Genomic DNA, 13588 nt, shown 5'->3' on the forward strand with positions numbered 1-13588 from the left:
GGTCTCGGAGGCCTCCAGCCCCGCGATGGGTGAATGCGCGGCGCTCAATGCGCCGGCACGATCTCGGCGCGCCAACCGTCGTAGCGCCCGCCGTGGCTCTCGACCGCGTCGATCACCTGGCGGAGGAACGCGGTGGTCGACTCCTCGTCTACCGCGGCGTAGTGGCTGGCGACGAGGACCTGACGCAGGCGCAGCCGTGAGAGAGCGATCTGATAGCCGTAGGCCACGAGAACGCGTCCGGCGCGGCGCGCGGTACTGCGGCGCGAGAACACGGCGAAGTGGTCGACTTCGCGCAGCTCCCACACCTGGTCGCCGTAGCGGAGCCGGATCTCGAGCTGCTGCGCCGCCCGCGCCCGCTGTGCGTCCAGCGAGGAACTGCCGGGCGCAGTGACGGCGGTGCTTTCCTCGCTCATCGGCCGGTGAAGTCCGCACTCGTGCGGCGGAGGAACGCCTCGGCGCCGATGCGGGCGTCCTCGGACGCGGCGAGACGGGCGAGCGCACCGGGGAGTGCAGCAGCGGCCTCGGCGTCGGAGGCGGAGACCGCGAGCCGTGCGTTCGCAAGCGCCGCCTGCACAGCGAGCGGCGCCTGTGCGGCGATCCGTGCCGCGAGGGCGGAGGCGGCGTCAGCGACGGTGCCGTCGGGGACCACCTCCTGCACGAGGCCGATGCGGTGGGCCTCCTCGGCGTCGAAGAGGTCGCCGGTGAGGATCCAGCGCATCGCGTCGCCCCAGCCGACCGCACGCGGGAACCGCAGCGTCGCTCCGCCGAAGGGCAGGATGCCGCGGGTGACCTCGATCTGTCCGAATCGGGTGGACCGCTCGGCGAGGACGACATCGCTCGCGAGGGCGAGCTCGATGCCGAGAGTGAGGCAGGTGCCCTGGAGCCCGACGACGACCGGCTTGCTCACCGGGCGGGTGCGCAGCCCCCACGGGTCGAGACCACCCTCTGGCACGAAGTCGAGCCCTCCGGTGCCCAGGCGTGGTCCGATGTCGGCGAGATCGAGCCCGGCCGTGAAGTGCTCGCCCTCGGCGAGGAGCACGCCTGCCCGCAGCTGCGGATCGCGGTCGAGTTCGCCGTAAGCGGCGGCCAGCTCGGCGAGCAGCCTCAGGTCGGCGGCGTTGCGCTTCTCCGGCCGGTCGAGCACGATCGCGAGCACGGCCCCGCGGTGTTCCGTGCGCACGCGCGGTCTCTCGTCGCTCATCGTTCCTCCGCTCGGTCGCGTCCGACCATCTTGCCGGGTGCCACCGACACGCGCCGGGGCTTGCGCGTCGATGGGCAGCCGTCTCTCAGGCCCCGCGGGACAGAGCGCCGAGCAGGCGGAGGATCGTGGGTAGGTCTTCCTCGGCCGCGGCCGGTGAGGACGGAGCGAAGGAGGTGACTCCGGCGCCCGCGAGCGGGAAGCGGGCCCGCAGAGCGTCCAGGCTCGCCACGAGCCGGGAGGCGGGGACTCCGAAGGGCACCGGGTCGAACAGGCCGGCGAGATCAGCGGGGTCGAGCACATCCAGATCGACGTGCACGTACACGGAGGCGGCACCCGTGGCCTCGACGGCAGCGACCAACGACTCGGGGCCGAGGGCGTCGGCGGCGATCACCGCGGCGCCGCGCTCGACCAGGGGCTCGAGCTCTCCCTCGTCAGCGGAGCGTACTCCGGCGAGGACGACGTTCTCGTCTGCCACCCGCTCGTCGGCGCCGGCGCTCAGCACGCCCACGCCACGGCCCAGCGCCGCCGCGAGGACCATGCCGCAGAACGCACCGCTGCTGGAAGAGTCGGGCGTGTGTGCATCCGGATGCGCGTCGAGCCACACCAGCGCGACCGGGCCCGCAGCAGTGCGGACGGCGTGCCCGATCGCCGCGAACTCGACGCCGCAGTCGCCGCCGATCGTGATCACGGGCTCGGTGCGACCGGCGAGAGCCTCCCGCACCCGCTCGGCGACGGTCGCGATCGAGGCGTAGCGGCGGACGCCGGTGTCCTGCGCGTCGCCCGCCTCGGTGGGCACCTCGAGGGCGGTGGTGGCGGAGGAGGGTAGATCGCCCCTGATCGCCTCAGCTCCGTCGACGAGGCGCATCGCGCGCGTCGATGCCGAGCCCTGCCACTGGGGGACGACGAGGAAGGAGGCCATGCATCTCACTATGGCATGAGCGCCGGGGCCGGGCGCCCCCGCGTTCACGCGGCAGGTAGGCCTCCTGGCACGGCCGAGGGGCGCGGCGACGGGGGCGCGCCGTCCAGGTCGATCAGCGTCTCATCGAGCGCGGAGCAGGCGCGGTCCGCCGCGGATCGGGCGTCGAGCAGAGCCCCGCTCGGATCCGCTGCGGCGCGCCGAGCGACGGCGTCGAGCTGGGCGAGCGTCTCCTCCGCCAGAATCCGCGGCGCCGCGCTCACGCGACCACCGTGGACCCGGGCCAGGAGCAGCACCGACTCCGCGCCTAGCCGGGCCGCGGTACGCGCCGCATCGAGCAGGAGGAGCTGACGCTCGGCCTGGGCGCGCGGCTTCCGGTAGCCGGCCACGACGGCGTCGAGGGCGGAGTCGGCGTCGAGCAGCAGGACCAGCAGCGCGGCAGGATCGTGGCGGGCGCCGGCCGACCGGGCCTCGTCGGCATCGAGGAGGAGGGACTGCGCCGTTGCGCAGGCGGTCGCGACGTCGGCGGCGGAGGCGAGCTGCGCGGAGGTGCGCAGGTCGGAGAGTGTCGCGGCCCGGTCCAGGTCGTCGCGCACCGAGCGCTCGACCGTACTGAGCTGCACCTCGGCGCGGGTCACCAGTCCGATCAGCGAGTCGACGGCATCGAGCAGGGCGGCGGGATCGGCGGTGTCGCCCCGAGCCACGAGTTCGGTCGCCTCGCGCAGCGGCCGGACGCGGCGCTCCGGAGTCGTGCCCGCGAGGACGGAGACCTCGGCGCGTGCGTGCTGGAGACGCTCCGGAAGGGACGGGCTCGGCGGGGTCACTCCGTGATCGTACGGCCGGAGTGTGACACCGCGTGACGCCGGGGTTCGACCGGCGGCGGCACCCTCCCCAAGATGGAGTCATGACTCGCTCGCTCGCCATCGTCGAGGTCGCCCGCGCGCGGCCGGGCCGCGAGGAGTACCACGCCTACGTGCAGATCCTGAACGGCCGCATCCTGACCCTCGCCCGCGAGCGGGGTTGGCGCGCCGAGCGCTTCGCGGCCGAGGAGCTGGGCACGGCGGAGTTGCTGGCCCGCACGGCGGGGGCGGACGCGCTGGTGCTCGCGGGCGGCGAGGACATCGCTCCTGAGCAGTACGGGGCCGAGCGCGGATACCCGGCCGAGGGCCCCCATGCGGAGTATGCCGACGCCGCGCAGATCGCCGTGGTGCACCGGGCGCTGGCACGGCACACGCCCCTGCTCGGCATCTGCCGCGGACTCCAGATCATGAACGTCGCCCTGGGCGGCACGCTGATCCAGGACCTGGGTCCGGAGGCGAAGCACGTCAACGCGGCCGCTCCCGCGCACCAGCGCATGCACCGGCACGAGGTCGGGCTCGTGGCGGGGTCCGTACTGGGTGGGCTTTTCGGAGCTGAGGCGCTCGCGGTGCAGAGCGCGCACCACCAGGCCGTGGACGTGCTGGCTCCCGGCCTGCGGGTCGTGGCACGCGCAGAGGACGGGGTGGTCGAGGCTGTCGAGCACGGCCGCGCGCCCCTCCTCGGGGTGCAGTGGCATCCGGAGGATCCGGACGCTCCCGCGGGTCAGCTCGCGACACTGCTCGACCGGCTGGCGCTGGCCGCCGCTCGTGGGGAGTTCGCGTTGCGCCTCGCCGCCTGAGGGCGCGGACACCCGAGGCGCCGACGAGCGTGAAGACTGGCCGGTGAAGATCAGTTGCGCGGCAAGGTCTTCGCCTCTCTCCTCTGCAGGTCTGCTCGGCAAAAAGAGCCGATTCTGTGCAGACGTCGCTTCCCGTGCCGGCGGCTCGCCCGCTCGGGCGGCTCAGCGGGCCAGTCGCGCCATCCACGCCTCGATCTCGTCGGCCGAGCGCGGGATGCCGGCCGAGAGGTTCTCGGCGCCGTCGGCCGTGACGAGCACGTCGTCCTCGATCCGGACGCCGATGCCGCGCAGCTCCTCCGGAACGGTGAGGTCGTCGGGCTGGAAGTAGAGGCCCGGCTCGATCGTGAAGACCATGCCCTCCTCAACCAGGCCGTCGAGGTACATCTCGCGCCGAGCCCGCGCGCAGTCGTGCACGTCGAGCCCGAGGTGGTGGCTGGTGCCGTGGACCATGTAGCGGCGGTGCTGCTGGTTGTCGGCTTCGAGCGCCTCCTCGGCGCTGACCGGCAACAGGCCCCACTCGGCGGTGCGACGGGCGATGACCGCCATCGCCGCGGCGTGCACCTCGCGGAAGCGGATGCCGGGGCGGACGATCGCGAAAGCGGCGTCGGCGGCCTCGCGTACGGTTTCGTGCACCTGGCGCTGCGCGGGTGTGTACTGGCCGTCGACCGGGAAGGTGCGCGTGATGTCGGCCGTGTAGTAGCTGTCCTGCTCCACCCCGGCGTCCAGTAGCACCAGCTGCCCGGGGCGCACCGGGCCGTCGTTTCGGGTCCAGTGCAGGATGCAGGCGTGCGGACCGGCGGCGGCGATGGTGTCGTAGCCGACCGTATTGCCGTCGGCGCGGGCGCGGCCGTTGAACACGCCCTCGATCAGGCGCTCGCCGCGCTCGTGGGCGACAATGCGGGGCAGGTCGGCGAGGACGTCCTCGAAGCCGCGGCCGGTCGCATCGACGGCGGCGCGCAGCTCGGCGATTTCGTAGGCATCCTTCACCAGGCGGAGCTCGGCGATGTCGCGCTCCAGCGCGGCGTCGCGGTCGGCCCGCTCGTCGGCATCGACCGCGTCAAGGCGGCCGGACACCGCGGGGTCGGCCTCGCGCAGCACGGCCAGCGGGACGCCGTCCTGGGCATCGAGGACGGAGTCGAGCTCGTCGATCCCGCGCGCGGCGAAGCCGAGGTCGCTCGCGACCTGCGCCAGCGATGGACGCGGCCCGATCCAGAACTCACCGATTTCGGGGTTCGCGTAGAACTCGTCGGAGTCGCGGCCGGCGCGCTCGCGGAAGTAGAGCGTCGCGCTGTGGCCGGACTCGACGGGTTCGAGCACGAGGACGGCGCCCGGCTCGGAGTCGGAGCCCCAGCCGGTCAGCCAGGTGAAGGCCGAGTGCGCGCGGAAGGGGTAGTCGGTGTCATTCGCGCGCTGCTTGAGCCGCCCTGCGGGGACGATCACCCGGACGCCGGAATACAGGGCGGAGAGGCGCTTGCGGCGCGCGGCGGCGAACGACGCCTGCTCGCGCGGGGCGGGCAGTGGCTCCTCCCGCTCGGCCCAGCCGGAGGCGATGAAGTCGCGGAAGCGGTCGGAGGCGGGGGTCGTGGAGCGGTTCGCGGTGGCGCGGGGGCGGGGAGCGGCGGCGGGGTCGGGCGTCTGAGCGGCGGTCCGCTCCTCCGTGTTCGTCATGCCCTCCATTGTCCTCCTCCGCTTACCCGGCGGGGCGGCCGTGGCCGCCGCCGCGGAAGCCGACCGGGTGTCAGGGCCTGTGGAGGAGCATCAGGATGCATCCTTGACCAGCCCGCGGACCGAGAGCTGCACGACCAGGGGGCGGTGATCGCTGCCGGCGTCGTCGCGGTCCTCGACCACGTGGTAGCCCGAGACCTCCCGGCGCCCGGAGAAGAGGACGTGATCGATCGGGGCGGCAAGCGCTGTCGGGACGGACGTGGGCCAGGTGCCCAGTGCGCCGCCGCCCGCCAGCGCTGCGGCGTCCCGGCAGCCGCCCAGAGCCGCCGAGCCGGGCAGCCCCGCCCAGTGGTCGATGGTGGAGTTGAGGTCGCCGAGGACGACGACGTCCTCCTCCGCGGAGCAGAGCGCGGCGACCGAGAGCAGGTCGTTGCGCCATTCAGCGAGGCGGGAGGGGACCGGCGCCATCGTGTGCACGGCGGCGAGGACGGGGCGCTCGGGGGTGTCGGGGCGCGCGACCAGCGAGGGCGTTACTCCGGTGACGACGGCGGACGTGTCGACGCTGTAAGCGCCGAGTGAGGGCGAGAGCAGCAGCGCGGTGCCGTCGTCGCCGCCGGACCCGGCGTAATGCAGGGTCATCGGCACACCTTCGGCACCGAGCGCGTCGACGACGTCCTGCGCGCGCGTCCGCGACACCTCGAGGAGGGCGAGCCCGTCGACCGTCTTCTCTTGCGACAGGGCGACGATCGCCTCGACCGGCACGCCGTCGTGCAGGACGTTCCAACTTGCGAGCCGCAGGTCGGCCAGCCGGTGGGCACGCGGGGGAGCGGAGTCGTAGCCGCGCACTCCCTGCACGCCGGCGAGGACAACCGCGAAGACGACCGCCAGCGCGGCCAGGACCAGTGCGAGGCGGCGGACCGGGGCGACGAGCGCTGCGATCACGACCAAGACGGCGGCGATCCCGACGGCGGCCAGACCGGTCGCGAGCCGGAACGGCACCAGCTGGGCGAACGGCGCCTCGCGGGCGATCCCGAAGAAGCTCGGAGCCGCGAGCACCAGCAGCGCGATCGCCACGACCACCGCCACAGCGGTTTTCACCAGTCTCGTCCCCATCGCGGCTCAGGTTACTAGGGCGTGCAGGGCGTGCAGGGCATGCAGGGCATCGCAGGGCTCGCAGGCGGCGCGGCTACGATGGGGGGTATGCATGTCGACGGAGGCGGGTACGACCTCCACACCCACTCCGTCGTCTCGGACGGCACCGAGGCGCCCGCTGATCTGGTGCGGGCTGCTGCCGCCGCAGGCCTCGCCGGAGTGGCGCTCACCGACCACGACAGCACCGGCGGGTGGACCGAGGCGCTCGCCGCCGCGGAGGAGGCGGGCATCGACCTCCTTCCGGGCATGGAGCTCTCTTCGCGGGTGGGCTGGGCCAGCGTGCACGTACTTGCCTACCTCGTCGACCCGACGGACGCCGGCCTCGTCGCCGAAACCGCGCGCATTCGCTCGGCCCGCATGAACCGCGCGGAGGCGATCGTCACCGCCATCGCCGCCGACTACGACCTGACCTGGGACGATGTGCTTGCCCAGACCAGTCCGGGGACGACGATCGGGCGGCCGCACATCGCCGACGCGCTCGTCGCTCGTGGCCTGGCGACCGACCGCTCCGCTGCCTTCGCGGGCATCCTCGACTGGCGGGGCGGCTACTACCGGCCGCACTACGCCCCCGATCCGCTCGACGCGGTCCGCCTGGTCCGAGCGGCGGGCGGCGTCCCGGTCATCGCCCACCCCGCGGCGAGCGCGCGTGGAATCGCGGTGGAGTCGATCCTCCCGCAGCTCGTCGACGCCGGCCTCTTCGGCCTCGAGGTCGAGCACCGAGAGAACACGGCCGCCGGCAAGCGGCGCCTGCGCGAGCTGGCTGCGCGCTACTCCCTCGTCACCACGGGCTCGAGCGACTACCACGGCACCGGCAAGCCGAACCGCCTCGGCGAGAACACGACCACGCGCACCGCTGTCGACGCGATCCGCTCCTCCGCCCGCTGACCCGCGGACAAGCCCACCCCCACGCGACGAATCGCGAGGGGGTGGGCTCGGTGCGCTACGGCTCAGGCCTGACCGTCGGGGCGGGGGGAACGGCGACGCGAGCGGGTGCGGCGGCGCGGCTCGCTGTTGCCGTCGTGGTGTTCCTTGCTCTCGCTCGAGGGGGCGGGGCCGGTCTGCTGCGGGGCGGTCGAGTCAGCGGAGTCGGAGCGGGTGCGCCGGCGCGGCGGGCGGTCGCCGCGTTCGGGGCGCTCGCCGCGCTCGGGGCGGGCATCGGCCTTCGCCTCAGCGGGGATCGGAGTCGGCTTGAGTCGGCCCCGGGTGCCCGCGGGGATGTCGAGGTCGGTGTAGAGATGCGGCGACGAGGAGTAGGTCTCGACCGGGTCCGGCTGGCCGAACTCGAGGGCCCGATTGATCAGGGCCCACTTGTGCAGGTCTTCCCAGTCGACGAAGGTGACCGCGATACCGGTCTTTCCCGCGCGCCCGGTGCGGCCGACGCGGTGCAGATAGGTCTGGTCGTCATCCGGGATGGTGTGGTTGATCACGTGGGTGACGTCGTTGACGTCGATGCCGCGCGCCGCGACGTCGGTGGCGATCAGGATGTCCTTCTTGCCGGCCTTGAACGCCGCCATCGCGCGCTCGCGCTGCTCCTGGTTGAGGTCGCCGTGCACGGCCGCCGCGTTGAAGCCGCGGTCGTTGAGCTCCTCGACGATGCGGGCGGCGGCGCGCTTGGTGCGGGTGAAGATAACGGTCTTGCCGCGGCCCTCGGACTGCAGGATGCGCGCGATGACCTCGTCCTTGTCGAGCGAGTGCGCCCGATAGACGATGTGCTTGATGTTGGCCTGCGTGATGCCCTCGTCGGGGTCCGTCGCGCGGATGTGAATGGGCTTGTTCATGAAGCGGCGGGCGAGGGCGACGATCGCCCCCGGCATCGTCGCCGAGAAGAGCATGGTGTGGCGGGTGGGCGGAGTCTGCGCGAACAGCTTCTCGATGTCCGAGAGGAATCCGAGGTCGAGCATCTTGTCTGCCTCGTCGAGGACCATCACCTGCACCTTCGCGAGCGAGAGCAGGCGCTGCCCGGCCAGGTCCAGCAGGCGCCCCGGGGTGCCGACGACGATCTGCGCACCGGCTTTCAGCTGCTCGATCTGGCCCTCGTAGGCCTTCCCGCCGTAAATCGACACGATCTTGGTCGGCCGATTGGAGGCGGCCAGCTCGATGTCTTCGGTGACCTGGACGGCGAGCTCGCGCGTCGGCACGACGATGAGAGCTTTGACGCCCGGCTCCGGCTCAGTGCCGAGGGCCTGGATGAGCGGGAGGCCGAAGCCGAACGTCTTGCCGGTGCCGGTCTTGGCCTGGCCGATAATGTCCTGCTTCTGCAGGGCCAGGGGGATCGTCTGCTCCTGGATAGGGAAAGGCTCCAGGATGCCCTGGGCCGCGAGTGCGGCGACGATGTCGTCGTCGATGTTGAGATCGGAGAAAGTCACGGAGTGAAGCGCCTGTCGTGTCGAACGGTCTACGCCCCTGTACGACTCCGGGCGCAGGGCCACCGATCCAGCGCCGGTGACATCTCGGCGAGTCTACTGCTCCCTGCCGCGTCGGCCCCGGAACCGCACTCCTCGGGCGCCCTATGCTGAAGAAATGGCTGCCTGGTTCCGACGTCGACGTCCCCTGGTCGACCTGCCCCGCCTGACGCCCCGCGGAGAGTCGCCCCGGAAGCGCGACCGTGTCGACCTCGCCGACCTCACTCCCGAGGTGCTGCCCTACCTCGGTCAGGTCGCCTACCTCCAGCTCGCCGTGTTCGAGGTGCTGGCCCGCGCCGTCGCCGAGACCGAGGACCTCGCCGACAAGGAGGCGATCTCCTCCGCCGCGGGTACGGCGCTCGCCAAGCACCACGCGGTCGTCGCCGAGTTGCGCCGCCGCGACGTCGAGCCCGGCGAGGCGATGGCTCCCTTCCGCCCCGCGATCGACACCTTCGAGCGCCTTACCCGGGGTGCCGACCTGCACGAGACGCTGCTCTCGGCCTACATCACAGCCGGCCTGCTCGATGATTTCTTCATCCGCCTCACTGGCGGGCTCCCCACCGATGTGGGGCCGCGCATCGCGCAGACTCTCGGCGCCGATACGGGCGCCGAGGACGTGGTCGCTATCCTGCGCCGCGAGATCGCCGCCGACGAGCGCCTGGGCTCTCGGCTCGCCGTCTGGGGCCGCCGTCTTGTCGGCGACACCCTCCTGGTTGCCCGATCCGCGCTGATGGGGTCGGGCAACCACGACTCCGACGAATCACGGATCGAGCCCGTCTTCACCGAGTTGATCGCGTCGCACACGCGGCGGATGGACGCCCTGGGCCTGACGGCCTGACCGAGCGCTCAGGCCGGGACGTAGGTGCCCGTCGGGAGTAGCCGCGAGCAGGAGTCGTGCTGGAGCGCTCCCGCCGTGGATCCGCCGGCCATCGCCGCGTCGGTGCGGACGACGTCGAGGCAGTCGGGAGGCGTCCCGCGATCCCACCGGCGCCGCAGCTCCGACTCGACGACGTTCGTCGACGGGAGGCGATGCCGCGCGAGCAGGTACAGGACTACGTCCTGGATCCGCTCTCGTGGCATGGACCCGTCGAAGCGGAGGATTTCGGCGATGTCGACCGCGCTGGCGAGCACGTCCCCGGTCCGGGCGCGGGCGCTGCCGATGGTCATCTGCGCCGACGTGGGCTCGTCCGCCCCGGTGAGGATCGCTCCCGCCGTCGCCGGGAGCTCGATCTGCGAGCTCCCGCAGCGGTTGATCTGGCCGCTGACACGCAGCTTCGACCACGGATCGACGCGCCACTGCGACACATACACCTTCCACGCGCCGATCCCCGTCGAGCTCTCGACTCGGTGGACGACCTCGAGGCGGGTGTCGGTCGTCGCGAGACCCTGCGTGCCGTCGGCCGCTGCTCCCGCCGAGCGAGTCTCGTGGGCACCGGCGGACACCCGGGAGAAGGGCGCGCGCACCAGGAGCATGCCCTCCGCATCGGTTGCCGCCGCGAGGTGCGACCACTCCTCGTCGCGGACGCGCGCGACCATCAGCACCGTTGTGGTGCCGCCGAAGCGCAGCGGGGCGGGCAGGAGCAGGCCGCTCGCGGCCGCGCGCTCGAACCGCAGCGCCGGCAGCCCGCCCGGTCCGTCCGCAATCAACCGCGGCTGTCGAGTGGCGACGCTCTGCACGGCGGCCGTGCGCACGAGGGCGCCCGGAGCAGCCGGAACAGAGGCGACCCGGTCACCGGCGCGCAGCGGCAGGTCGCTCGCGCGGAACCAGTACTGCGGAGCGGGATCCGGGGGACGCACGACGTCGACGGCACCGCTCGTCGCTGTTGCGGTGTTCGAGGCGAGGGAGGTGCCCGCCGCGTTTCGGGCGAAGACGACGTAGCTGCGCGGGGCCCCCGCAGGAGCGCTGCGGTCGATCCAACCGCGGGTCGCGCCGTCGAGCACGGCGACCGCAGGCGAGGCGCTGTTGGCCCGGGTGCCGTCGGCCGCGTGCAGGACGAACTGCGAGATCGACGAGCCGGCGTCGGAGGCGGGCGGCGTCCAGCTGACGGCGACGCCTCCCGAGAGAGCGCGTGCGGTGAGAACGGGGCGGTCGAGGCGGCGCGAGAGCGTCGGCACGGAGGGCGCAGGCAGCTCCCACACCTCGGCACGCGCGGGATCGTTGGGGAAGGCGGGGTAGAGGCGCAGCAGTCCGTCGCCGTCGAGGCACTCCGGGTCGAGGTAGGCGCCGGATGTGCCGGTGGTGGTCAGGCCCGACGGACCCGCGACGGCGGAGTCGGTCCAACTCCGCCCGTCACTGGTCGCGTAGACATGCAGGCGCGCGTCGGCAGGGAAAGTGGTCGGGCGGCCGTCGTCCGAGACGAGCCCCCAGTTTTCCCGTCCCGGCCAGTGCTCGTGGTCGTCGTGGCTGGAGGCGACCACCACGACGGTGCCGGAGCGGGAGTACACGAGGGAGGGCATGCCCGCGTGATGATTCGACGTCCAGGTGCCGTCCGAGCGGCGCGAGCCGGGGTTGTAGAGGCAGGTCCGCTCCAGGGTCTTGGTGGCTGGGTCCCAGACCGCGGCCCAGAGGGAGCGGTAGTCGGTCGACACGGGGGTGCCTAGGGCGAGGCCGGTGTCGGAGGAGTCGGCGGGCCGCCTCGACCAGGCCGCCACGACGACCACTCGTCCGCCACTCGCGACGCCGACGCGCGCACCCACGCTGTCGTGGCGGGCGTCATCCGAAGCGCTCGCGGAGTAGGCGGGCCCGTCGAAGACGACCAGGACGTTCGCGTTCGCGGGCGCCGGCACCGAGGGTCGGAAGAGCTGTGCGGCGGTGGCCCCGGTTCGCGGATGCTGCCAGGTGCGGCCCTGGTCGTCGCTGCGAGCAAGCGCGATGTCGCGCCGCGGGAAGCCCGACTGGTCGGCGTCCGTGTTGATCCGGAACTCGGCCGCGCACCAGATCGTGCTCGTGGTCGCACCGGCGGGGCGGGAGAAGGCGAGTTCGTGCCCGTACGCGCCGGTGCGCAGGCCCGTGGTCGGATGCACGCTGAGCCCGTCCCGCACACCGTAGCCGTCGGGCTGCGCCGGGTCGTAGCGGGTGTCCTCGCGGTGCAGCGGGCGCAGGACCCGCGCTGTCTCGTCCCAGGTCCACAGGAGCGCCTGGTAGTCGGAGCCACGGGTGAGGAGGTAAGTGGTCGCCGACGCCGAGTCGCGGAAGAAGCGCGAGTACGAGACGCCGGTCCGCGCGCCGGCGGGCGCGGGGACGGCAAAGAAGGAGGAGACGTCGTGCGACGACCGTGAGGCGGCCACGGCGAGCGGGGCATTCCGCCAGCCCGCCCCTCCTCGGGACACCAGCTTGTGCAGCGGAGGCTGCACGAGAACACGGCCCCCGTCGGTGACGGTCACGCTCGCGCCGCGATGGCCGGGATTCACGCCGTCGAATTCGACTGCGGCAGCGGTCTCGGTGAAGGAGGCCGTTGATCCGTTCTTCGGGAGGCGCCAGATCCCCGAGCGGGCGCGGGGATGCCGGTCGGTGATCGTCCACCACTGCGGCTCGGGGATCGAGTCGGCGACGTAGACGGCGTCGGCGTCGGAGCGGATCGGCGTGAAGAGAGAGGTCGACTGCGGCAGTCGCGCTCCGGTCAGGGAGAGCGCGGCGCTCCGCACGGGCACGACACGGGTGACGGCGAGGTCCGGTGCCGTCGGGACAGCGGCATCGGCGGCCGGAGCGACCGCGGCTCCGGCCAGCCCTGCAGCGGCAGCGCCGAGCACCGCGCGCCGGGTGGCGGTGACGGCATTTCCACGTTCAGCCAGCATTTCTACCCCCAGGGAAGGTGATTGTCCGACGATTGTCGGTGTTTGTCACCGTCCGCGGGAGCTGTGACCGGAGACTGGCACATCATCATCACGCCGTGTCGCACCTCGTGGACGACAAAGGCGCGGGAGCTGAGGACTCCCGCCCCTTCAGCACGATCAGGGAGCGACACGGCCCGACAGCATCGCCTGCAGCGACGCCTCGTCGCGGCGGGCGCGGCGGCGTCCGAGCGAGAGGTCAGCCAGAACGACGGCCCCAGCGGTCACGACGAGGGCGATGACCCAGATCAGGCCGCCGTCCCACGGCAGGCCCGCCCAGGTCAGCGCAACCCAGATGACCGCGGCGACCAGGCCGCCCAGCGCCGGGACGAGCACCGAGCCGTGCAGGTGCCGATGCGGCAGCCCGTACCGCGCGGCGAGACCGATCACGACCCCGAACAGAGTGATGAAGAGGAGCTCCACGACGTACTCGCGGGCAGGGGCTAGGCGACGAAGCCGACGCGGCGCGACTCCTCGGAGCCGACCTCCACGAAGGCGATGGTGTCAGTCGGGACGATGTAGATCTTCCCCTTCTCATCGCGCAGACGCAGGACAGCGGTGCCGGCCTCGAGGGCGGTGGTCACCGTCTTCTCGACCTCGGTCACGGACATCGACGACTCGAAGTTGAGTTCGCGCGGGGTGTTGACCATTCCAATACGGATTTCCACCAGCAGTGCCTTTCGGGAGGGGACGTAGCTGCCAGGATACGGGACCGCGTGTTGCCGACGGCGCGCGTTTCGCGGTGAGCGGAGTGGGCGGCAGCG

At 72.5% G+C, this 13588-nt stretch carries 13 protein-coding genes; 3 read left to right on the forward strand and 10 right to left on the reverse strand.

Translation table 11 applies throughout. From position 1 onward, the window contains the following. Positions 1-44 precede the first annotated feature (44 nt). The 4 genes from A6122_RS04310 to A6122_RS04325 form a co-directional block, all read right to left on the reverse strand. Entirely contained in the window at positions 45-413 is a 369-nt protein-coding gene (locus A6122_RS04310; RefSeq protein ID WP_068252005.1) for a ribonuclease E inhibitor RraB, read from the reverse strand. Continuing rightward, positions 410-1201 carry a crotonase/enoyl-CoA hydratase family protein gene (locus A6122_RS04315; protein ID WP_068252008.1) on the reverse strand — a complete coding sequence of 264 codons (792 nt, stop codon included), beginning with the start codon at positions 1199-1201 and terminating at the stop codon, positions 410-412. Before A6122_RS04315 ends, A6122_RS04310 begins: the two co-directional genes overlap by 4 nt. An 85-nt stretch (positions 1202-1286) precedes the next feature. Continuing rightward, positions 1287-2120 carry an arginase family protein gene (locus A6122_RS04320; protein WP_068252011.1) on the reverse strand — a complete coding sequence of 278 codons (834 nt, stop codon included), beginning with the start codon at positions 2118-2120 and terminating at the stop codon, positions 1287-1289. 44 nt (positions 2121-2164) lie between these two features. Then, positions 2165-2941 (reverse strand): hypothetical protein, encoded by a 777-nt coding sequence (locus tag A6122_RS04325; protein WP_068252014.1) that lies wholly within the window; start codon positions 2939-2941, stop codon positions 2165-2167. Between the two features lie 80 nt (positions 2942-3021). Between A6122_RS04325 and A6122_RS04330 the strand changes: the two genes are divergently transcribed. Then, complete coding sequence (locus A6122_RS04330; RefSeq protein ID WP_068252017.1) at positions 3022-3774, forward strand: gamma-glutamyl-gamma-aminobutyrate hydrolase family protein; 753 nt, start codon at positions 3022-3024, stop codon at positions 3772-3774. Positions 3775-3936: 162 nt separating this feature from the next. Here the strand turns inward: A6122_RS04330 and A6122_RS04335 are convergent, their stop codons facing one another. Then, positions 3937-5442, reverse strand: a complete 1506-nt coding sequence (locus tag A6122_RS04335) for an aminopeptidase P family protein (protein WP_068257017.1) — start codon at positions 5440-5442, stop codon at positions 3937-3939. Between the two features lie 90 nt (positions 5443-5532). Beyond that, positions 5533-6552 carry an endonuclease/exonuclease/phosphatase family protein gene (locus A6122_RS04340; protein WP_146076746.1) on the reverse strand — a complete coding sequence of 340 codons (1020 nt, stop codon included), beginning with the start codon at positions 6550-6552 and terminating at the stop codon, positions 5533-5535. A gap of 87 nt (positions 6553-6639) precedes the next feature. Between A6122_RS04340 and A6122_RS04345 the strand changes: the two genes are divergently transcribed. Next, positions 6640-7476 carry a PHP domain-containing protein gene (locus A6122_RS04345; RefSeq protein ID WP_084415818.1) on the forward strand — a complete coding sequence of 279 codons (837 nt, stop codon included), beginning with the start codon at positions 6640-6642 and terminating at the stop codon, positions 7474-7476. A gap of 62 nt (positions 7477-7538) precedes the next feature. On the opposite strand, the gene A6122_RS04350 is transcribed toward A6122_RS04345, so the two are convergent. Further along, a complete protein-coding gene (locus A6122_RS04350; RefSeq protein ID WP_068252020.1) occupies positions 7539-8957 on the reverse strand; it encodes a DEAD/DEAH box helicase in 1419 nt (472 codons plus the stop codon). 154 nt (positions 8958-9111) lie between these two features. On the opposite strand from A6122_RS04350, the gene A6122_RS04355 reads away from it, so the two are divergent. Next, positions 9112-9831 (forward strand): ferritin-like fold-containing protein, encoded by a 720-nt coding sequence (locus A6122_RS04355; RefSeq protein WP_068252021.1) that lies wholly within the window; start codon positions 9112-9114, stop codon positions 9829-9831. Positions 9832-9839: 8 nt separating this feature from the next. On the opposite strand, the gene A6122_RS04360 is transcribed toward A6122_RS04355, so the two are convergent. From A6122_RS04360 to A6122_RS04370, 3 genes are all read right to left on the reverse strand, one after another. After that, positions 9840-12788, reverse strand: coding sequence for a hypothetical protein (locus A6122_RS04360; RefSeq protein ID WP_068252023.1), 2949 nt, complete (start codon positions 12786-12788; stop codon positions 9840-9842). 156 nt (positions 12789-12944) lie between these two features. Continuing rightward, positions 12945-13247 (reverse strand): hypothetical protein, encoded by a 303-nt coding sequence (locus A6122_RS04365; protein WP_068252030.1) that lies wholly within the window; start codon positions 13245-13247, stop codon positions 12945-12947. A gap of 20 nt (positions 13248-13267) precedes the next feature. Continuing rightward, on the reverse strand, positions 13268-13492 hold the full coding sequence (locus tag A6122_RS04370; protein ID WP_068212463.1) for a DUF3107 domain-containing protein: 225 nt from the start codon (positions 13490-13492) through the stop codon (positions 13268-13270). Positions 13493-13588 lie beyond the last annotated feature (96 nt).

The sequence above is a fragment of the Rathayibacter tritici genome, from assembly GCF_001641005.1.
GTDB lineage: Bacteria > Actinomycetota > Actinomycetes > Actinomycetales > Microbacteriaceae > Rathayibacter > Rathayibacter tritici.

What these genes read in the sequence shown, in the direction of transcription:
- A6122_RS04310 (WP_068252005.1), bottom strand. Translation starts at nt 413, where the DNA reads ATGAGCGAGGAAAGCACCGCCGTCACTGCGCCCGGCAGTTCCTCGCTG.
- A6122_RS04340 (WP_146076746.1), bottom strand. Translation starts at nt 6,552, where the DNA reads ATGGGGACGAGACTGGTGAAAACCGCTGTGGCGGTGGTCGTGGCGATC.
- A6122_RS04315 (WP_068252008.1), bottom strand. Translation starts at nt 1,201, where the DNA reads ATGAGCGACGAGAGACCGCGCGTGCGCACGGAACACCGCGGGGCCGTG.
- A6122_RS04320 (WP_068252011.1), bottom strand. Translation starts at nt 2,120, where the DNA reads ATGGCCTCCTTCCTCGTCGTCCCCCAGTGGCAGGGCTCGGCATCGACG.
- A6122_RS04330 (WP_068252017.1), top strand. Translation starts at nt 3,022, where the DNA reads ATGACTCGCTCGCTCGCCATCGTCGAGGTCGCCCGCGCGCGGCCGGGC.
- A6122_RS04360 (WP_068252023.1), bottom strand. Translation starts at nt 12,788, where the DNA reads ATGCTGGCTGAACGTGGAAATGCCGTCACCGCCACCCGGCGCGCGGTG.
- A6122_RS04355 (WP_068252021.1), top strand. Translation starts at nt 9,112, where the DNA reads ATGGCTGCCTGGTTCCGACGTCGACGTCCCCTGGTCGACCTGCCCCGC.
- A6122_RS04335 (WP_068257017.1), bottom strand. Translation starts at nt 5,442, where the DNA reads ATGACGAACACGGAGGAGCGGACCGCCGCTCAGACGCCCGACCCCGCC.
- A6122_RS04345 (WP_084415818.1), top strand. Translation starts at nt 6,640, where the DNA reads ATGCATGTCGACGGAGGCGGGTACGACCTCCACACCCACTCCGTCGTC.